The following is a 20,984-nucleotide window of genomic DNA, read 5'->3' as shown; positions in this document are numbered from 1 at the left end:
GCCATCCGGAAAAACGACTGAACAACAGAATTTATACGGAATTGTGCGGCATCCGGCAGGCGATTTGCACCAGATTTCAGCCCCGTGAAGCCCCACAATCGATCGCATCAGTGAAGCTTGAATCAGGTTTTGTCAGGAGTCTAAAGGAACCATTGCCGCAGGGGAACCCTTGAACAGTATCGTCTGAAAATATTGTTAAGGACGATCGTTCAAGTCATTCCCAAGGCAGCAGGATTCGGGGCGGCATTATGCAGGGCATCGTTGAATTTTTGCTTCAAAACGGGCAATCGCTGTTTTTATTGATCTTATGCGGCGTGATCGGCTGCGGAGTTTACCTTCTGGTACGGGAGCTTCAGGATCAGAAATCATCGCCTCGCCGTCAGCATTCCTCTATCCGCTCTACCTCTATCCGCTCTACCCCTATCCGCTCCAGCCCTATCCGCTCCAGCCCTCAAAATCGCGGCATCAAGCGAAATACTCGCGGTCGATTTCATCTATCCCATCCCCTGCACGGCAAACTGGTTAAACTGCTGGGTGGGGATCAAAAGGCAGCTATCCGGCTGATTGCCAGCTATCAAGCCAAGTTTCCCGACAAGCCCAACCAATGGCACTACGAGAAGGCAATTTATGACTTGAGCCGCGATCGCCACTGAGCAGTCGTTTGAAGTGCGTCGAGTGCCTGTGTCTTTTCAAACCTCCCTGCTGCGGGATCGCTACTGAATTGGGGTTTAACTTCTGAGTAAAGAATGTTCGCCACTGCACCTCGATCGCAAAAGTTTGATATTACGATTAAGCCAGTTGGTTCACGGTCTTTTTAAAAAAAGGCTTTGTGTGAGGAGAATTTGAAATTATTCCGTTTGCCTGTGGATGCCAAGCCGTCGTGATCCATTGAGTATTAATGTGGATACATTACGATGGAGTTCTGCATGTGATTGCGGAGTCGTTTTAGCACTCAAACAGCGGTTACGACTATGCTTGGTCAGTCTTCCTTCCGCCGAATACTCCTGCTGCGGATTCTCCTGCTCAGCATCCCAATTCTGTTTCTGGGGATGGCAGTCACATTTCGCAATGCTCGCACGAGCCTGCTACACACCGCCCGGTTAAACCTGGAACAGAGTGCCATTCGCAAAGCCGACACGCTGCAATCGTCGATTCAATCGCTCCAAACGACCCTCTCGGTCACGAGTCAGACTGCAATTTTAAAGTCGGGTTCGCCGACCACCGTGCAGCCCTTTTTGACGCAGGTTCAAAGCCAGTTGCCTAGCGTTCGCTGCCTTCAGCTCCGAGATTTTTCAACTCAGGTTTTGGTAGCAAGCACCTGTGGCAACCGGGTTCTGGATTTTGTACCGTCGAAAAACTGGAGCCCCAAGCGTAGCCCCGCTGAAGCCAACCAGTTTTCCCCCTTTTCGATCGTCCCCAATCGCCTGAACCCGCCCCAGCAGGACGGCATGATGAGCCTGATTAATCTGGTCATGGGCACACCTGTCTACAGCCCAGCAGGACAGCTCAAGTACACCCTTTCCGCGCAGGTCTCGCTTCAGCAAACCGAAGATGTTAATCCATGGCTATTGCAGGGTTACACTGTCCTGCTCAATGGGGATGGCATGGTCTTGGCGCATCCGATCGCAAGCAGAGTGGGAACAACGATTGCCCAGGAGCCAGACAAAGATCGGCTAGAAGACATCCTGACGAACGTATTTCAGCGCGAAATGACCGGAGCCAGACACCTGTATGGCTTAGCAGGGGATTCGCACGAATGGATCGCAGGCTTTAGTCCGATAACGCTCAAGCTGAGCAACAACCAGTCCTCGACCTGGGCAATCCTGGCGGTAACGCGAATGGACAGCGCGCTTCAAGGACTTGAGAAGATTACCCAAATTCTGCTGATCCTCACAGTGGGCTTGCTGGCGGCGCATCTACTGGCAATGCTTTATATGGCGCGAGATCTCGCTTTGCCGATCGAGCAGTTGGGCAAGTACGCCATGCGGATTCACAAGCGCGACAAGCTAGAACGTGCGCCTAAAAACTTCCGAATTCGCGAACTCAACCACCTAGCAGAAGTGCTAGACAACATGGTGGGCAGGCTGGAGGAACGGGCAAAAGAGCTAGAATCTGCCTGGCAGGAAGCAGAAGCTGCGAATCAGCTCAAGAGCGAGTTTCTGGCAAATACGTCCCACGAGCTGCGAACGCCCCTGAACGCCATCATCGGCTGTATTCGATTAGTGAAGGACGGCTGCTGCGATACCAGAGAAGAAGAAGAGGAATTTCTGGAGCAGGCAGACAAAGCAGCGATTCACCTGCTGAAAATCATTAACGACCTGCTCGACATCCAGCGCATTGAAGAAGAAAAACTGCCTTTGTCGATCAAAACAGTCGATTTGCGGCAGATTATTCGCGAGGCGATGAACTTGCAAGCAGTACCAATTCAGCAAAAAGGCTTGACCCTCACCGTCACCGATCTTTCTGAGCCGATCTGGGTGCAGGCTGATCCCGATCGCCTCAAGCAAGTGTTGCTCAACGTGATCTACAACGCCACCAAGTTCACCGATCAGGGCGGAATCACGATCGACACCCGCATCCAGCCTGCTGCCGAACTGCCCACCTATTATGCTCAGCAAAACGGGCATCGCGATAGTGAAACGGCAAGCCAGCCGTGGGTTGTAATCGCAATTCAAGACACCGGAATTGGGATTGACCCTTCGCAGCAGCAAAAGCTGTTCCGTCCGTTTGTGATGGTCGATGGCTCAACCACACGCAAATTTGAAGGCACAGGCTTGGGTCTAGCAATTTCCCGCAATCTGGTTGAAATGATGAGCGGGCAGATCACGCTGCATAGCGCAGGCTTAGGACAGGGGACGACGGTTAAGATTGCGATGCCGATCGCCCCTCAGCCGGCTCAGGGTCTTGCTGCTCAGGTAACCAGTCCGAGTACAGCAGTTGAGCGATCGATGATCGGCGGTTAAGAGAATCAACGGCTAAAGGTAACTCATTGGGTCAACGGGTTCTCCATTTAGGCGCACTTCGAAATGAAGGTGGGGTCCGGTGGAGAGCCCAGTTGTGCCGATCGCTGCGATCGCCTGTCCCTGCTGAACGGACTGTCCCTCCGAGACGTAGAGTTCGCTGGAGTGCGCGTAGAGGGTGGTGAGGTTGTTGCCGTGGTCGATAATGATGGATTGACCGTAGCCGCCATACCATCCGGCAAAAATCACCACGCCGGAATCTGCGGCAAAAATTGGGCTGCCCGTGTCGGCTCCAAAATCGACGCCTGCATGAAAGCGGTTATAGCCCAGAATGGGGTGCATCCGGTAGCCAAAGCTGCTCGTCATTTCGCCGATGCTGGGATATGCCATCTGCCCTGTACCCCGAACTGCGATGCGCGATCGATTGCCAGCCAGTCGCTGAATTAGGACAGCCAAATTGCGTGAATCCCTGGCGAGCTGTTCTTCAGCGGCTTCTAGCGCAGCTCGATCTTGGCGCAGACGGTTGATGAGTTCCTGCTGAGATTGTGCCTGCGCCTGATATTCAACTTTTTGCGCCTGAAGCTCCTGAGTGAGCAGCGCAACTTCGTTTTTTTGTCCTTCCACCTGTCGCCGCTGTCGCTCGATCGCCACTGCTGCTGTTTGCAGCTGAGCCAGTGCTGTGCGATCGGCTTCATACACCCGCCGGAGCTGATGGCGGCGATCGAGAAATTCGTTCAGGTTTTCGCTTTCGAGCAGCAGTGCCCAGCCCCGACTTCCCTGCTGACGCTGCAAAAACTTGAGCCGTGCCACCGTCGCAGACTGTTTGCCCTGATAGCTTTTTTCGGCTTTGGCAAGCTGTGCCTCAAGCTTCACAAGCTCTTGGTTTGCCGCTTTGAGTTTTGCCTGGTTTTGGGCAATTTGGGCAGCCGTGGCGCGAATGCCTTGCTGAATTCCGCCGAGCCGCTTTTGTGCCGATCGTTCCAGTCCCTCAAGCTGATCCTGCTGCCGTTGCAAGCGCGATCGCTCTTCTTCTTTGCGCTGCTGCTGTCGCTGAAGCTCTTCGACAGAGTTAGTTACCTGTGCCAGGTAGGGTGTTTGGGGCGTGGAAGAAAAGAAATGTGAGGATAGCTTGGACAGCGAAACCGCAGGTAGACTCCAGCCCAGACCAAGCAAACCACTCAGCCCCAGCAGCAGCACCCCAGCCAGTAGCCTTTGATAAGCGCGTTTAACCATGTTTTTCAGGTAGGCATCCTGCTTCCAATACCGTCTCCCTGGTAAGCCAATTTTGGGGAGAACCGTGCCGACTCCGCTCCCGTTCAAAGTCCCCCAACGTTAGGGAATTTAGGGGGAATGTTCAGGAGCTTTTATCCTCCTCACCCCCCCTTAAAGGCGATCGGCAGAAATGAACCTTGCCATTATGCCTCTTCCAGTGAAGCACTGGCTCATCAATCAATCTCTTCCACCTCTCCCACCCATTTTCCCTAGCCAGGGGAACGGCTTCATACTGCTACCTTAAACTCAGAGCAATGATGCCAAAGGTAAGCAGCACCAGACCGGAAATGCGGTTGAGCCAGCGTAGCCAATTGCTCACGCGAGGAACCTGCTTGGCATCCGCACTGAAACGGGCACGAAACCAACTCACACTGCCGCAGAGCAATAGCCACCACAGTGCAGAACCGATAAACACACCCAACACTAGTACCGTCGCTTGAGGGTAACTATTCTGGCTGTTGGCTAATCCTAGCCCCGCAAAAACTGCCACGAAGGAGAGAATTGTCGCTGGATTGGTCAGCGTCAGAAACACAGTCGAAAAATAAGCCCCAGCCAAAGCTTTCGCCTGATGACGACGAATTTGCCGATGCAAAGCAGCTTCTCTTTTGAGGCGAGCGCCTGGCGGCTGACCCTTTATCGGAACATTCGCAGCTTCGTCGCTGGGTTTGTTGAGAAAAATCCTAATGCCCAGATAGCAAAGAAACAGACCGCCCAACAGCCGCAGCCAGAAAGCTTGCTGAATCAGCAGATTCGACACTGCCGTGAGTCCAAATCCGGCGATGCTGCCATAGATCGCGTCGGCGGTGGCTGCGCCCAGTCCGGTGAGCAAGCCGATCAGTAAGCCGTCGGCGAGGGTACGCCGAATACTAAGAATGCCGATTGGTCCAACCGGGGCAGCGATCGAAAAACCAATCAGTAATCCGCGCAGCAGAAAATTAGAGTGGATCATGGGTTCTCCTCTTTATTTCTCCTCTCGATCGGTCTTTTCTTATCGGTTTTATCAGTCTTGTCGGTTTTATCAGTCTTGTCGGTCTTATCGTTCCAGAGGGGCAAATCGGATGTTTCCTTAACGGTGGAAAGGACGATCGTGGTGCGGGTGCGGAGAATGCCGGGAAGTGCCTTAAGTTGTTCACTGAGCAGGTGTTCCAGGTCTTTCGTATGGCGGCAGCGAATTTTGAGCAGATAGTCATCGTCTCCGGTGACGTGATGGCATTCCTGGATGGCGGCAAGCTGCTGCACGGTTTGCACAAAGCCTTCTCGATAGCGGGGATGTTCCAGCGTGACCGCAACAAACGCTGTAAGATGACAGCCGATCGTCTCTGGATTAACCCGGGCAGTGTATCCCTGGATCACGCCTTTGTCTTCAAGTCGGCGGACGCGATCGGCAGCCGCAGGGGCGGAAAGTTCCAGCCCATTTGCCAGCTCTGCCCAGGTCATGCGTCCCTGAACCATCATCTGCTGGAGAATTTTAAAATCTGTCTCATTTAGCTCCATAAAATTAAGATTCAAAAGCTGAATACTAATATCACTTTCTTTTCTAAAGAATTCAAGTCGCTTTAGCTTTTTTTAGATTCTTAAGTCTATCGCTCGATAGGGGAAGCGTTGTGCCTTGTGAGATACGGGGATCAAAATGCTCTCAACTCAGATCAATCCATCTAAGCAGAAGCAGATCCCCACTCGGATGAAGGGAGGTTTTGGCTGGCTAAACCACAATAAAAATATCAGGAGTAGTTCGTCAGATTCGATGAGTGCTGGGGATTGAGGGTATCGCTCTACGAAATGCCTTCAATCCCGCTTTTTTTGAGTTCCTCTTTTTACAAGCAGCGGAACTTATAAGCAGTAGAACTGGATAGCAAGCTCCTATTGATTTGCCTATAATTTGCCTACTGAGTTGCCTAACTGACTTTGCCTAACTTATTTGCCTAATTTCTGCCGCATCTGTTGCTGCAAACTGAGGGCATCTGGATAATTGGGTTGAATTTGGGTGGCACGTTCTACCGAGGCAAGGGCTTCCTCAAAGCGGCGCAAACTCCACAAAGCTGCTCCCCGATTGTTCCATGCCTCCGCCAGGCTAGAATCAAGCTCGATCGCCCGATCAAAGGCGGCGAGTGCTTCCGATGGACGGTTGAGCTGTATTAGCGCAGTTCCCTTGTTGCTCCAGGCTTGGGCAAAATTGGGCTTGCGATCGATCGCCTGCTCATATAGCGTTAGTGCAGCTTGGTCTTGTCCCTGTCGATCGAGTGCGTAACCTTTGCTCCACAGCGCTTCTGCATAGCCAGGGTTGAGCTTCAGGGCACGATCGCAGGCTGTAATCGCGTTGGCAAATTGCTCTAGCGTGTTCAAGCTATAGCAGCGTCCCCAGTGAGCTTCCGGGGCATTCGGATCAAGGGCGATCGCCTGGTCATAAGTTTGAACTGCCTGCTGAAATTGGTTTTGTTCTCGCAGCTTGTCCGCCTGTGCCAACAGTGGAGTTGCCTGTGTTTGTGGGTCTGAGGAGGCAGCAGGACTGGGGGATGCGGGAGAGGATGCAGGACTGGCAGTGTTCACGGTTTCTGCCGAATCGCTGGCAGGACGAGGAGAAAATAGCGGTTTCACCAGCGAAACCAACAGGACTGATCCGACAACACCAGCCGCAAATAACCCCATTTTCTTTGGCTGAGAACGGGCAAACTGCTTCAGTTGTCCTGCCCTGGCGGTCATTGTCATCGGGCTAATGGGCAGCGTTGCGTTTTGGCTCAACGGCGCAGTCGCAGGAATTTCCCCTGAAGCACCCGAAGTCAACGATCGCGCTTGAGTGACAGGCAGGGGAGCCGTGGTTCCCACCGGGACAAACGAAGCCACAGAACTTCCAGATGCTGTAGCAGGAGGAGCGGTCAGGGGAGGCGGTTCTGCCGCAATGGGAACTTGATCGATCGCTGTCAGGGCTTCAGCCGCAGTCGAATAGCGAGCGCGAAAGTCGTAGCGCACCATTTTGTTTAAAACGGCAGCCAGATCCGAATTCACTTCTGAATTCGCTTTAGCCACCCGGTCTTGCCATTCGATTTCGCTGGTCTGAGGATTTTGAGGAAGCGATCGGGGGGAGATGCCCGTCAATGCATGAATGCCAATCATGCCAACCGCAAAGATATCGCTGCTAAAACGCGGATTGCCTGCCAGTTGCTCGTTTGGCATATAGCCTGGTGTGCCGATCGCGATCGTCAGCCTGGATTGAGCCGCTGTGTTCAGTAATTGCGTTGTAGCTTGCTTGACTGCGCCAAAGTCGATCAGCACAATTTTGCCGTCTGCGTGACGGCGGATCAGGTTGTCAGGCTTGATGTCGCGATGAATCACATTTTGCTGATGCACAAATGCCAGCACTTCCAGAATGTCTCGCATCAGCCCAACCACTTGCGCCTCGCTCCAAGGATGTCCGTTTTTCACCTCCTGGCTGAGGCAGTGTCCCACAACGAGTTCTTGAACCAGATAAAACTCCTGATTCTGCTCAAAGTGCGCCAGCAGCTTGGGAATCTGATTGTGGTTTCCCAGAGCGTAGAGCGTTTGCGCTTCGGTATCAAACAAACGTTTTGCCGTTTGCAGGGCAGCCGGATCGCTAAACTGAGGCTGCAACCGCTTGACCACGCAGTGCGGGTTCCCCGGCAGATGCAAATCTTCTGCCAAAAAGGTTTGACCAAATCCGCCCGCGCCCAATTGCTTCAGCACTTTGTAACGTCCGCCCAGTAGGGTGTTTGGCGATTCTAATTGAAGAAATCGTAAGAAGTTCACGCTGCTCAATCTGCTGGGTTTAACAAGGACAACCTAATCCACTCTTCCCCCAAAGCGATCGCCATCAGGCAGTCAAAGGAAGTCTTAACCCTGATCTTTTTTCCAGCAACATCATGGCACAGCCTCAAATCCTTCGCAGTCTTTTGAGCGGAAAGTTGCGGCACTCCAGGCTTTGGCTGTTGGTGATGACGACCCGATACCAAACAGGTTACGAAATCGTGAAAAGGAGCGTTGTTTCCGTCTATCAATCGGACAATAGCTGACAATAAGACTATCCTCGGCAGTTGGCTGTATCCCCATGCGATCGTCGCTTCGTCGTACTCTGCTAAAACCGCTCGCCAGCCTTTCTAAACGAGTTCCGCTGCGGGCAATTTTGATCATCCCGTTTCTGCTGCAAATTGTGGCGATCGTGGGAGTGACGGGCTATTTGTCCTATCGCAATGGGCAGGATGCGGTGCGCGATCTGGTCAGCCAGCTCGAGCGAGAAGCCAGTGATCGAACCCGGCAAACCCTCGAAACCTATCTGCGAATTCCTCAGATTGTGACCGAGATGAACGCCGACAATGTGCGGCTGGGCTTGCTTGATTTCGAAAATATTTCCAGCCTGGAGCCGTATCTGTGGGAGCAGTTTCAGCAGTTCAGCAATCAGCCCTTTAATCCGACCAGTTCTTCGGATCAGCGATGTTTCAAACCAACGACGGCTCAACCGAGCGGATTAACCTTTATTGCGCTTGCAACCGAAACGGGTAGCTACATCGATATCGGCTACAACATAGACAATCAGCTTGAACTTAGCATTCGCGATATTCGCAGAGACGGCATTTTGCGGGTTTGGTCGCTCAACCAGTGGGGCAGGCGGATCAAACTGACACAAACAGTGCCCACCTACGATCCGCGTCGTCGCCCCTGGTATCAATCCGCAGTGCAGGCAGGTTCACTGGTATGGGTTGACCCGTACTACACTGTGACCGATAACGCTCCGGTCATTTCCGCCGATCGCCCCTTTTCCGATCGCCAGGGCAATTTGCTGGGCGTTGCCGATGCCACCCTCAGCTTGGCAGGAATCGGACAGTTTCTCTGCGACCTGAAGGTGGGCAGCACGGGGCAAATTTTCATCCTGGAGCCAGACGGCGACTTGATTGCCACCTCCACCGGAGAAAAGCCGTTTCGCCTGGAAGAACAGGAAAAAAAGCTGATCAACGTCCGGGACAGCCAGAATAGCCTCACCCGCGCCACTGCCAGTTTCCTACAGCGAAGCTATGGCAATTTGAGCAACATTTCGCGCTCCCAGGAGTTTGAGTTTCATGAGAACGGCAAGCGGCGATTTGTGAAAGTACAGCCTTTTCCAGGCATCGATCGCCGAAGTGGGTTTCGCGGCCTAGATTGGCTCGTCGTCGTCGTGATTCCCGAAGAAGAATTCATGGCAAAGATTAATGCCAACACGCGGATCACCATTTTGCTTTGTCTGATCGCGCTGCTGGTGGCGATCGCTTTGGGAATTGCAACGAGCCGCTGGATCGCCCGCCCGATTCTGGAAATGAGCCGCGCCGCCGAAGCCTTAGCAGAAGGAGACTGGGATCGGGAAGTGCAAATTCAGCGATCGGGCGAACTGGGCACCCTGGCAGGGGCATTTAACCACATGCGACATCAGCTCAAGCAGTCCCACCAGCAGCTTGCCGAATACTCGCAAGGACTGGAGCAAAAAAACAAGCAGCTCGAAACCCTGGAAGCCGAACTGCGCCGCCAGCTCAATTTATTTCTGCACGCTGTTTCCCACGATCTTCGCAACCCCGTGTTGGGAACGGCAATGGTGCTCAACAACCTGAGCGAACAGTCCGGAGACGACCTAAAAGTACCGCGCAAAATCCTGACCCGAATGCAGGAAAGCAACCAGCGACAGCTGGAACTGATTAACTCTCTCATTGATAGCCATGCCGCCGAGATCTGGGGCATCGCCCTTCACCCAGAACCAATTGCCCTCTGCGATTTAGTGCATTCCGCAACCTCAGACCTACAACCCATGTTTGAGAAAGAGCGCACCAGCCTGATCGATCGCATTCCCACCGATCTCCCTTTGATCAAAGCTGATCCGCTTCAGCTCGCCCGAGTGTATCAAAACCTGATGGCAAACGCCCTCAAGCACAACCCGCCCGGACTCACCATCACCCTCACCGCTGAACCCCGCGACGAATGGATCTTCTGCACCGTAAGCGACAACGGCATCGGCATCAAATCCGAACAGCGCGATCGCCTCTTTGACCCCTACTATCGCGGCAGCAAAAAACCCAAATCCGTCGGACTCGGACTCGGACTCTATCTTTGCCACCAGATTATTGAAGCGCATGGCGGGGCGATCGGGGTCGAGAGTGAGCCGGGGCAGGGGACGTTGTTTTGGTTTACGTTGCCAGTGGCGTGAGGGTAGATGCGTGAGGGTGGATTGGATGAGTGGATGAGTCCCTCTACCCCTCCAATTCTCGCTTCGATCGCCCCATCACCATCTGCGGCTCCACCACCTCCACCGAATCGATCGCTTCCAGTCGGGGCAAAAGGCGCAGGGCATCGGCAATTTCACCGGATTGGGGGCGTAGCCAGGCGGCATTGGGGGCATAAACAAGGATTTGGCTGACTTGATAGCCCGCTTGCTGGATGAGGGTTTGGTGAGTTTCGATCGGAACGCCATCGACGAGGCGCAAAAAGACCTGTCCGGTGGGCACAGCGATCGATCCGCCCGGTTCTAAGGCATAAACGGCACTGATGGCTGCTGGTTGCGCAGCGGTCGATCGATGGGTGTCGGGGCTGCCGCGAAAGATGGCGATGCGTTCTTCCAGCGTGAGGACGGCTTCGGAGGCAATGCGAGAAACGGGCAGCAAAGACTGGAACGACTGCTGAAAATGCACGGCGAAATAGTTAGACTGCCGCACATAGGCGAGGCTCTGCCGTTCTCCCTGCGGGGTAGTCGATTCCTGAATTTCAACTCGCGCTGGAAACTGCTCAAATGGGTTGCTCTGAACACTCACGCTGCACCCGCTTTTATCAAAATGATCAACGATGAAGGAAGGATGGATCAAAAACCGGCTATTTCATTTCACCCTACCGCAACCTTAGCCAGAATCATCTTTCGGTAAGGTTATCTTTATGGCTGGGTTTGGCAGAGCAGGGAATTGAGGGGGTTACTCCCTGCACTCTGTCCCGATCGGTTGAGCGATAGATTGATCGCACGAGACAATCGCATGGCGATGTTAAATTTCAGCAAGGCTGACCCAATCCATTGTCAGTCAGGACTATAACTCGAAGGAAGTAATACGCATTTGGTCATCCACAAGAAGGGAAGATTGCAATGGTTTGGGTTCAGTATGGGGGCAAAAACGGGCAGCGCTACGAGTTCGTTATCAGCCAGGAGCATTTAGCCGTTCGCACAATCAACCGGGCAGCCATGATGAGTCGGCGATCGTTTGAGGTTGCCCCGCTCTCGCAGCAGGCATACCAGATGTTGAGCCAAAACTTTGAGCTGACGATGCGCTTTCGCCAGGCCGGGGTCGAAGTGCTGAAAACCAAGGCTCCGCAGTCGGATACGTCTTTGTGCGATGCTGCCCGCGAAATGCTGAGCACTGAACCCGAACTGGAATTTGCCGGACGCGTGCTGATCAATCCTGCGTCAATGCAGCCCGTACTCTACAGCGAGAATTTATTTATTAAGTTTTTTAAAGACCAGTCGCCGGAGGCGTGCGAAGCGTTGCTGGTTCGCTATGGGTTAAGCATAAAACGACCGCTGATCTACGCCCACAATGCCTATTTTGTGGCAGCGGCTCAGGGAACAGGCTTGGCAATTTTTGATCTGGCAGAACGGCTGCTGCAAGAATCGATCGTCGAACTTTGTCACCCAGAACTGATCAGCGACACGCGGACAAGGCAGGTCTTTCCATACCAGTGGCATTTGGCAACGACAACGATCGACGGACGCGAAATTAATGCCAGTGCGAATGTCGAATCTGCCTGGGAACTGAGCCGGGGCGCAGGCACGATCATTGCAGTGATTGACGATGGGGTCGATATCGACCATGAAGAATTTCGATCGTCTGGTAAAATCATCGCGCCCAGAGATGTCACTCGCCAGACCGACGATCCGCGTCCCGGACAGGGCGAAGACCACGGAACTGCCTGTGCGGGCGTTGCCTGTGCAAACGGCAATTTTGGCGCGTCGGGTGTGGCTCCACAAGCAAAGCTGATTCCGATTCGGCTGGCATCGGGACTTCAATCGCAGGCAGAAGCCGATGCCTTTGTTTGGGCAGCGCAAAATGGCGCAGATGTGATTTCCTGTAGCTGGGGTCCGCCCGACGGCGCATGGTGGGATCCAAACGATCCGCTGCATCAGCAGGTGGTTCCCCTCGCAGATTCGACCCGACTGGCGATCGACTATGCCGTAACGCAAGGACGCAATGGCAAAGGCTGTGTGGTGCTGTTTGCTGCCGGAAACGGAAACGAAAGCGTTGATAACGACGGCTACGCCAGCTATTCAAAAGTGATCGCCGTGGCTGCCTCTAACGATGTTGGCGTGCGAAGCCTGTACAGCGACTATGGCAAAGCAGTCTGGTGTGCCTTTCCCAGCAATGACGGTCAACCTTCGCTCACACCCGGCATCTGGACGACCGATCGTTCTGGAGCAGTAGGCTACAATCCGGGTGACGCTGTGCGCGGCGATCGCGTGGGTAACTATACGAATGCCTTTGGCGGCACGTCGAGTTCGACTCCGGGTGTGGCTGGGGTGGTGGCGCTGATTTTGGCAAGAAATCCTGATTTGAGGTGGGATCAGGTGCGCGACATTTTGCGGCAGTCCTGCGACCCGATCGATCCGGAAGGTGGACAGTACGATGCCACCGGACGCAGCCCGTTTTATGGCTATGGTCGGGTGAATGCCCGAAAAGCGGTTGAACTCGCCCTGCCGAGCAGCGATACCCTAAAGCAACTTTATCGGGTTGTGCAGGATGTCCCCATTCGCGACTTTGAAACTGCCCGATTACTGCTCGCCGTGGGCAGCATTGAGCCAATGCAATCGATCCAAGTGACGATCGACCTTGAGCATTCTTACATTGGCGATCTGGTCGTGATACTGTATCCACCGGAATCGCTCAGTCAGCAGCCCATCATTCTGCATGATCGCGCTGAGGACGATACCGATAATCTGCAAAGAACCTTCGATCCGGCAAATGTTCCTGCGCTGGAACCGCTGCTCAACCTGGCTCCGCAGGGAACCTGGACACTCGAAGTCACTGACAAAGCCGCACGAGATACGGGAATGCTCCGCAGTTTTGCGATCGAGATTAGCGTTTAGGAAACTCTGCAAATAAACCAGCGGCAAACCGACCAGCAGCAAACAATCCTTCGCTAGAGGATGGGCAGTTGCTTCTGAAGATGGAGCGCAGGAAAGAGGGGCGATCGCTACCATAACGGTAGTCTTGAATGAGCGAGTTGGCTTAACCCAGGACGAGGCTTTGCATTCGCAATTTGCTCAGTCATTGGCTCAGTAGTCAATTTGCTTAGTCGTCCAGGTGGGCAACCTGTTAACGCGATGGTTACATCATTTTCTTCGGGTTCTTCAACGGGGTTTAGCAGCTTCTCTAACAACACGACGGGCAGACTGACCTCTGGCTCAACTCAGTTTGATTCCAGCAGTATCAGCACGTTTAACGACCCACTTTCTAACAGTTCCAACTTCAATAACACAACGGGTGAAACGGTGGTTAACTCAAACCGGGTTAACACGACGGGAACGAGCGGCAACAGTGCTTCTGGTGATACCCTAACGAATAATTTGACCAATAACCTGACGAATAACAGGTCGGGTTCTACCGCGCAGCCGCAGACGAACTTCTTCTCGACGGGCAGCTTAGCGAACGCTGGGCTAGGCAATTCGATCGGACGTTCAGGGAATGCGGGTTTCGGGAATTCAACGGGCAATAGCGCAGGCAATACCTTTAGAAATTCAAGCTTTGGCAGCTCTAACTTAGGCGGCACTTCCAATCGAGGCGGCGGCAGTTTTGGTGGCAGTTTCGGGAGCGGCAGTTTTGGCGGCAATTTCGGCAGCGGAACCGGGATTGACCTCTCTGGCTTGATCGATCTAAGCAACTTTCGCGGCAATATTAATCAGCTTTTTGCCCCTGGCGCTTTGGGTGGAAACGGCGGCAGTACAGGCAGAACCAACCGTCGCCAGATCCCGATCGCAGGTAGTGCAGCCAACGACGTGCTTATCGGCGCAAATCGCAGTGAAATTTTGGTAGGCGATCGCGGGAATGACGTGATGCAGGGCAGGGGCGGGGCAGATACCCTGCTGGGGGGCAGGGGCGATGATCAGCTTTCTGGTGGACTTGGAAGCGATCGGCTCTCAGGCGATGGCGGTAATAATGTCCTGGTCGGTGGCGCCAACCGCGATATCTTCAGTCTTCAGCGCGGCAATGGGGTTACGGTAATTCAGGATTTCCAGCCCGGACAGGATCAAATTCAACTGCCGAGCAATCTGGAATTCCGCAGCTTGGGCATTCAGCAGCAGGGAGCCGATGCCGTTCTCCGCGCTGGTGCAGACGTGCTGGCAGTCGTGGCAAATACACAAGTCGATCGATTAAGTGCAAGCCGTTTTGTATAAGACGTCTGTATGAGATTGGATTATGAGCTTGGATTAAAAGTCTGAGGCTGAGTTAAAACGTGAGATTGGATTAAAAAGGCTCTGCCTCATCCAGCAATGTCTCGATCAGCAAATCTACCTGCTGCTGCTGCCGATTAAGAAACGTTTCGCACTGGCGCAGTTGCTCGACTGCCGTCGCAAACTGATCGAAAACTTCGGCAAGCTCCAGCTCACCCTGCTCGATGCGATCGATAATGCCTTCGATCTGAGAAACGGTTTGCTCATAGCTCCAGTCGGGTGGAAAGAGCGAGTCGCCACCGGGACGGGTACGCTGAGCAGGCATCGAAGCGGGCAAAAAGTCTGGTTCGTTCATTGCTGGGATTTAGGGCTGAGATGGGGGTTTAAGTCTGGAGCCGTTGAATTTGGATGGGTTAAATCTGTGGGGGCAGGCATTACTTCGGTCACGATCGCTTTTACCTGTCCCTGGGCAAGCTGAAGGGTGAGCGGCTGTCCGGGCTGAAGCTGCTGAGCCGATCGCACATCTTCTCCGTTCTCCTGCCGAATCATGGCATAGCCGCGCTTCAAAACGGCACTGGGGTCGAGGGCACTCAGTTTTTGATGCAGAAGTTCGCAGTGTTGCTGGGCAGCCTGAAGCTGCTGATTCATGCTCTGCGTGAGCCGCTGTTGCCGCCAGCCATTGAACTGCACCTGTTCGCGAATCAGGCGATCGAGATGAAGCCGCCGCAGCCGCCCCTTGAGTCGATCGAGCTGCTCCACTGCCCCATCCACAGAAGTACCCACCGCCTGACTAAGCGCAAGAACGCGCTGCTGATGTTCGGCAAACAGATCGGCTAATAAGGGAACTGCCTGCTCCGCGGCAGCGGTGGGTGTATGGGCATAAATATCGGCAACCAGATCCGCCAGCGACTCATCCCGCTGATGCCCAATTCCAGCCACAACCGGAATGCGACACATTGCCACTGCCCGCACAACCCGCTCATCGTTAAAGCAAGCCATGTCCTCGGTTGCGCCGCCGCCCCGCGATAGGATCAGCACTTCTGCCCGTCCGTCTGCCTCAACGCGCTCAATTGCCCGCACGATCGCCTCAGGAGCCTGATCGCCCTGCACCAGTGCCGGAGAAAACAAAACGTGCATTCCCGGATAACGGCGCTTTAGCGTGCGCTGAATGTCCCCCCAGGCAGCAGCTTGCGGGGAAGTGACGACAGCGATCGTCTGCGGATAAAGCGGTAAAGGACGTTTGCGATCGGGGTCGAACAGCCCCTCAGACTCCAGCCGATTGCGAAGCTGACGATAGCGCAGTGCCCGCAAACCCTCGCCCGCCGGAAGTGCTTGCCAGATAATGAGTTGATAAGTCCCGCGCTGAGGATGCACATGAACTCGCCCCAGCAAAATAAGCTGATCGCCCGGAACGGGCACGGTTGCCAGTCGATTGAGCTGACTGCTCCACACCACACAGTTGATCGCTGCCTGCGCGTCCGGGTCTTGCAGTGTGAAAAACAAGCCACTTCGATAGCGGGAAGCACTCGATACCTCGCCCGTAACCCACACTTGCCGAAGCTGATGATCTTGCTCCAACAATGCCTGAATATAGTCCGTCAACCCTGTCACCGACAGAGCTGTATCTGGAATCAGCAGGTTGGGCAGATTAGAGGTCATGGGCGATCGAACTCAGGGCAATCAGTCAGGTTAATCAACAATCATCAGAAGGGAAGCAGGAAAGGCAAAAGGGCAGTATCGCATCAGGAAAAGAACTAAATCTAACCTTAGCGGAGGAATCAAGCGTTGGACCTCTGGTTAAATCTTATTTTATTTAGTACGTTTGTATGGTCGAAGAAAAAAGGACTAAAATATAAGTAGGAGTAGCAGGACTTCTTTCTAAGGTAACGAAAGTCGGTTGAATCAGACAGTTCTCTGGGATGCAGAACCTCTGAAGCCCAGTCAGGAATTCCATTCGTTGATTGCATTTCATTGATTGCATTCCTGAATTACACCACTGAATTACATACACTCTTGTTTTGAGGTGCGAATGGCTAAAGCGACGAGTAACGACACAAACGGACGCGAGACGAACGGACGCGACACAACCAGTCGGGAAACTAATGGACGCGACCCAGGACGGGAAAAAGCCCTGAATCTGGTACTCACTCAGATCGATCGCACCTTTGGCAAAGGCACGATTATGCGGCTGGGCGACGCAACCCGGATGAAAATTGAAACCATTCCAAGCGGCGCACTCACCCTCGATCTGGCACTGGGCGGCGGGTTTCCTAAAGGCAGAATTATTGAGGTTTACGGTCCAGAGAGTTCAGGTAAAACAACGCTTGCCCTTCATGCGGTCGCCGAAGTTCAAAAGCGGGGCGGTGTGGCGGCATACGTGGATGCAGAACATGCCCTTGACCCTGCCTATTCCGCAGCGTTAGGCGTCGATATCGAAAACCTGCTGGTATCTCAGCCCGATACGGGTGAAGCCGCGCTGGAAATTGTCGATCAGTTGGTGCGATCGAATGCCGTTGATGTCGTCGTGGTGGACTCGGTCGCAGCCCTGGTTCCTCGCGCAGAAATTGAAGGCGAAATGGGCGATGCTCACGTCGGCTTGCAGGCCCGTCTGATGAGCCAGGCACTGCGGAAGATTACGGGCAACATCGGTAAAACAGGCTGTAGCGTCGTCTTCCTCAACCAGCTCCGCCAAAAAATTGGCATTTCCTACGGCAACCCGGAAACAACCACGGGCGGTAACGCGCTCAAGTTTTATGCTTCGGTTCGCCTCGACATTCGCCGGGTGCAAACCCTGAAGAAGGGCACTGAGGAGTTTGGCATTCGCGCCAAAGTCAAAGTCGCTAAAAACAAAGTTGCACCTCCCTTCCGCATCGCTGAGTTTGACATCATCTTTGGTAAGGGCATCTCGACGATGGGCTGTCTGGTTGATATGGCAGAGGAAACCAGCGTTTTGGTGCGGCGCGGCGCATGGTACAGCTACAACGGCGAAAACATTAGCCAGGGACGCGACAACGCGATCAAATACCTGGAAGAAAAGCCGGAATTTGCTCAGGAAGTCGAAAAGCTGGTGCGCGAAAAGCTGGATAAGGGCGCAGTGGTTTCCGCGAACTCGGTGGGTTTACCGGACGAAAGTGATGACGACGGCGATGAGCTGCTCGATGAGGAGTAAGGCTTTTCGCAGCTTGTCAGCCTCACGAGCGATTTAAGCAAAACTGAGCAGTTTAGACAGGGGGCTTTTTGCCCCTTGTTTTTTGTCGGGCTGATTCGAGAATCAGGGCTGAATTTGTGCTTAAGTGAGATCGATGTTTTTGCCGATCGACACCGTGCCCGACGCAAAGAAAACGGCTGACCCAAAGAAAACCCGATCGCTGATGACCATTGCCGGAATTGTGGCAGTGGCAACGCTGCTCAGCAAAATCTTTGGACTGGTTCGCCAGCAGGGAATTGCCGCAGCCTTTGGGGTCGGTCCAGCCTACGGCGCATACAACTTTGCCTACGTGATTCCGGGGTTTTTGCTGATTTTGCTGGGCGGTATCAATGGTCCGTTTCACAGCGCGATGGTCAGCGTTTTGGCAAAGCGCAAGCAGGAAGAAGTCGCGCCGATCATCGAAACCATTACCACGCTGGTGGTCGGAGTGCTGCTGATCGTGACGATCGCCTTAATTGTGTTTGCCGAACCGATGATGCGCCTGGTCGCACCCGGACTCTACATTTCAGCGGCAGAAGCACAGGCACAGGGCATTTCTGTGGCAACCTACGCCACTCTGGAGCAAACCAGGGCGATCGCGATCGAGCAGTTTCGCATTATGGCTCCGATGGCGGTTCTTGCCGGGCTGATCGGGATTGGCTTCGGTGTGCTAAATGCTGCCGATCAATACTGGCTGCCCTCGGTGAGTCCTCTGTTTTCCAGCGTCACCGTGCTAATTGGATTAATCGGATTAGCTTTAACACTCGGCGAGCGCATGACCCAGCCCGAATACGCGGCGATCGGCGGGGCAGTGCTGGCTTGGTCTACGCTGGCAGGAGCTGTTTTGCAGTGGCTGATTCAGCTTCCGGCGCAGTGGCGATCGGGCTTGGGCGGATTTCGGCTACGGTTTGAGTTTCAGCGTCCCGAAGTGCAGGAAGTAATTCGCATCATGGGTCCGGCAACTTTTTCGTCGGGAATGCTGCAAATCAACGTCTGGACGGATCTATTTTTCGCCTCGTTTATCCCGAATGCGGCGGCGGCAGTGTCAGCAATGGGCTATGCAGGCTTGCTGATTCAAACCCCGATCGGCGTGTTGTCAAACGTAATTCTGGTTCCGCTGCTGCCTGTATTTTCACGGCTGGCGGCTCCTGAACACTGGGACGAACTGAAGGACCGAATTCGCCAGGGACTTCTGATGACCGCGATTACAATGCTGCCCCTGAGCGCGCTGACGATCGCCCTCGCCGTCCCCATCTGTCGCGTCATTTATGAGCGATTTGCCTTCAAAGAAGAAGATGCTCGGCTGACTGCCACCGTGCTGATTGCCTACGCCGTGGGGATGTTTGTGTATCTGGGGCGCGATGTGCTGGTGCGGGTGTTTTATGCGCTGGAAGATGCCGACACGCCGTTTCGCATTAGCATCGTGAATATTGTCATTAATGCAGTTTTGGACTTTCTGCTGGTGAAACCGTTTGGCGCACCTGGCATCATCCTGGCAACGGTGGGCGTGAATCTAATTTCTACGGTGGCAATGATAGTTGTGCTAAATCGCCGTCTGAATGGATTGCCAATCGCCCAGTGGAGTCAGCCCTTTGTCGGACTCGCGATCGGCAGCGTGATTGCCGGATTTGCCGCCTGGGGCACACGCTACGGCTTAGAGCAGGTGCTGGGAACAGATAGCTTTGGGGTGCTGCTGCTCCAGGTCTGCCTTGCCGGACTTGCCGGATTGGTTGTGTTTGGACTGTTTGCCGTCCAGATGCGCTTGCCAGAAGTGAATCAGTTGGTCGATCGCCTCCTGAGACGCAGCAGAACGAGAACTTAAACGGCGGGCTTGCCGAGTGTTGTAGAATCACCCGATAGCAGAATTATGAAACAGCCTCATCAGGGAACAACAACATCACCGGATAACTGTGCCCCTTCCTGAGAAACTTCCAACGCTCAAAGTCCCGGGCTAATGGGGAATAAGGAGGCTGCCCAGCAAGGTCAAACCTAGCCCCGCATTCTTCAATTCAGCAACGCCGTTCTCCTCAGCTACACTGCACTTGCCACCGCAACGGGTTCATACAGATACTCAAACCAGTTTCCCTCCGGGTCGCGTCCGTAAAAGGAAGCAGTGCCGTCCCGATGGTCGTGAATTTCCGTGAGATGGACGCCTTCTGCCTTCAGCTTCTCGTAAGCCGATTGAACTTCAGCCCGATCGTGGAAAATAAAGCCAAAGTGCGCACCCGCGTGCTTATAGCTCGGACTCAGCAATGCCAGCCCGTCTTCCCCCGCTTTGAGATATGCCCAGTCTGCATCTTTCCAAACCAGGTTCATTCCTAAAGCCTGGTAAAACTGCGCGGCGCGATCGATATCTTGAACACAAATGGCAACGTGACCAATTCGCTTGAGCTGCATACGCCTCACCTTCCTTCAAATAGGCTCCTCTAGCTCTATTGTAGGTCAGGCATTTCGCGATAATCTGGGGTTGGATTCCTTCCATTTGGCGGCTGATACAAGATCTATGAACACTCCTCACCCTGCAAATTATCGAACCCACTTTTTTCAACAGTTTTTGCATCTTTCCTTTGCAGCGCTCGTAACTGTCACCCTAGCTTGCGGCTTATGGTTTGGCTCTGCCTCCTTCGCCCCGATCGCAGCCGCAGTCACTCAAATTTCGCTGAGCGATGTTACTTATCACGAATGTCCGGCGGAACTGTCCGAAGGGGCTATTACCTCTGGCGGCACGAGTATGCGGGCAAAGTGCTTTATCGTCACGGGCAAAGCTAACAACTCATCGGGCAAGCCCGTACTCAACGCTGATATTTTTGGACGGATCTACGATGCCAACGGCAATTCGGTAATGGAAAATCGGACTCGGTTGGGGTCGATCGAAGAAGTGCCGCCCGGAGTGAGCGATTTTGAGCTTCGCATCTCGATTCCGGCAAACCAACCGACCCCGCTTCAGCTTGAACAGTTCAAAGCTGCCGGATTTGCAGGGAAAGTTCGCCGCTAGGGTCTAAGGCAGTGTTTGAGAGGGGCAAATGGCTCCCGCTTTGAGGAACTGCGAAGCGATCGGAACTGCCGATTTTCCGCTTTAGTTCCCCACTTGCCCTCTCATTCTCCCAGGCTGGGAGCTTTGAGATTTTTATTAAGCTTTATTGGTTGCCTCGATCGATTGCGTGACGAA

At 53.8% G+C, this 20,984-nt stretch carries 16 protein-coding genes; 8 read left to right on the top strand and 8 right to left on the bottom strand.

Going from position 1 to position 20,984, the window contains the following annotated elements; translation table 11 throughout:
* Positions 1–248: 248 nt before the first annotated feature.
* The gene (locus tag NDA02_RS19720) at positions 249–653 is read left to right on the top strand and encodes a hypothetical protein (protein WP_348255681.1); all 405 of its coding nucleotides are present in this window, start codon (positions 249–251) and stop codon (positions 651–653) included.
* A 318-nt stretch (positions 654–971) separates the two neighbouring features.
* On the top strand, positions 972–2,963 hold the full coding sequence (locus NDA02_RS19715; RefSeq protein WP_348248806.1) for a sensor histidine kinase: 1,992 nt from the start codon (positions 972–974) through the stop codon (positions 2,961–2,963).
* A gap of 12 nt (positions 2,964–2,975) precedes the next feature.
* On the opposite strand, the gene NDA02_RS19710 is transcribed toward NDA02_RS19715, so the two are convergent.
* From NDA02_RS19710 to NDA02_RS19695, 4 genes are all read right to left on the bottom strand, one after another.
* Positions 2,976–4,280, bottom strand: a complete 1,305-nt coding sequence (locus tag NDA02_RS19710; RefSeq protein ID WP_242067330.1) for a M23 family metallopeptidase — start codon at positions 4,278–4,280, stop codon at positions 2,976–2,978.
* 187 nt (positions 4,281–4,467) lie between these two features.
* Positions 4,468–5,178 (bottom strand): LysE family transporter, encoded by a 711-nt coding sequence (locus NDA02_RS19705; RefSeq protein WP_190791965.1) that lies wholly within the window; start codon positions 5,176–5,178, stop codon positions 4,468–4,470.
* Positions 5,178–5,741, bottom strand: coding sequence for an Lrp/AsnC family transcriptional regulator (locus NDA02_RS19700; RefSeq protein ID WP_242067329.1), 564 nt, complete (start codon positions 5,739–5,741; stop codon positions 5,178–5,180). Before NDA02_RS19700 ends, NDA02_RS19705 begins: the two co-directional genes overlap by 1 nt.
* A gap of 405 nt (positions 5,742–6,146) precedes the next feature.
* A complete protein-coding gene (locus NDA02_RS19695) occupies positions 6,147–7,994 on the bottom strand; it encodes a serine/threonine-protein kinase (RefSeq protein WP_190791961.1) in 1,848 nt (615 codons plus the stop codon).
* Positions 7,995–8,292: 298 nt separating this feature from the next.
* Between NDA02_RS19695 and NDA02_RS19690 the strand changes: the two genes are divergently transcribed.
* Positions 8,293–10,410 (top strand): sensor histidine kinase, encoded by a 2,118-nt coding sequence (locus NDA02_RS19690; RefSeq protein WP_190791960.1) that lies wholly within the window; start codon positions 8,293–8,295, stop codon positions 10,408–10,410.
* Between the two features lie 43 nt (positions 10,411–10,453).
* Here the strand turns inward: NDA02_RS19690 and NDA02_RS19685 are convergent, their stop codons facing one another.
* A complete protein-coding gene (locus tag NDA02_RS19685; protein ID WP_190791959.1) occupies positions 10,454–11,011 on the bottom strand; it encodes a hypothetical protein in 558 nt (185 codons plus the stop codon).
* A 320-nt stretch (positions 11,012–11,331) separates the two neighbouring features.
* On the opposite strand from NDA02_RS19685, the gene NDA02_RS19680 reads away from it, so the two are divergent.
* The gene (locus tag NDA02_RS19680; RefSeq protein ID WP_190791958.1) at positions 11,332–13,323 is read left to right on the top strand and encodes a S8 family serine peptidase; all 1,992 of its coding nucleotides are present in this window, start codon (positions 11,332–11,334) and stop codon (positions 13,321–13,323) included.
* Between the two features lie 237 nt (positions 13,324–13,560).
* A complete protein-coding gene (locus tag NDA02_RS19675; RefSeq protein ID WP_348255680.1) occupies positions 13,561–14,631 on the top strand; it encodes a hypothetical protein in 1,071 nt (356 codons plus the stop codon).
* Positions 14,632–14,701: 70 nt separating this feature from the next.
* Here the strand turns inward: NDA02_RS19675 and xseB are convergent, their stop codons facing one another.
* On the bottom strand, positions 14,702–14,953 hold the full coding sequence (gene xseB, locus NDA02_RS19670; RefSeq protein ID WP_190791963.1) for an exodeoxyribonuclease VII small subunit: 252 nt from the start codon (positions 14,951–14,953) through the stop codon (positions 14,702–14,704).
* A gap of 26 nt (positions 14,954–14,979) precedes the next feature.
* The gene (gene xseA, locus NDA02_RS19665; RefSeq protein ID WP_190791956.1) at positions 14,980–16,287 is read right to left on the bottom strand and encodes an exodeoxyribonuclease VII large subunit; all 1,308 of its coding nucleotides are present in this window, start codon (positions 16,285–16,287) and stop codon (positions 14,980–14,982) included.
* 370 nt (positions 16,288–16,657) lie between these two features.
* Here xseA and recA point away from each other — a divergent pair, with 370 nt between their 5' ends.
* Complete coding sequence (gene recA, locus NDA02_RS19660) at positions 16,658–17,797, top strand: recombinase RecA (RefSeq protein ID WP_348248799.1); 1,140 nt, start codon at positions 16,658–16,660, stop codon at positions 17,795–17,797.
* A gap of 133 nt (positions 17,798–17,930) precedes the next feature.
* Positions 17,931–19,637, top strand: coding sequence for a murein biosynthesis integral membrane protein MurJ (gene murJ, locus NDA02_RS19655; RefSeq protein WP_190793249.1), 1,707 nt, complete (start codon positions 17,931–17,933; stop codon positions 19,635–19,637).
* 209 nt (positions 19,638–19,846) lie between these two features.
* Here murJ and NDA02_RS19650 read toward each other — a convergent pair whose 3' ends face one another.
* Complete coding sequence (locus NDA02_RS19650; protein WP_190793248.1) at positions 19,847–20,212, bottom strand: VOC family protein; 366 nt, start codon at positions 20,210–20,212, stop codon at positions 19,847–19,849.
* 106 nt (positions 20,213–20,318) lie between these two features.
* Between NDA02_RS19650 and NDA02_RS19645 the strand changes: the two genes are divergently transcribed.
* Complete coding sequence (locus tag NDA02_RS19645; protein WP_242067465.1) at positions 20,319–20,810, top strand: hypothetical protein; 492 nt, start codon at positions 20,319–20,321, stop codon at positions 20,808–20,810.
* The last annotated feature ends 174 nt before the right edge of the window (positions 20,811–20,984 follow it).

It is taken from the genome of Leptolyngbya sp. ST-U4 (assembly GCF_039962215.1).
Taxonomy (GTDB): Bacteria; Cyanobacteriota; Cyanobacteriia; order Elainellales; family Elainellaceae; genus Leptolyngbya_A.
This window is presented reverse-complemented; position numbering and strand designations above follow the sequence as displayed.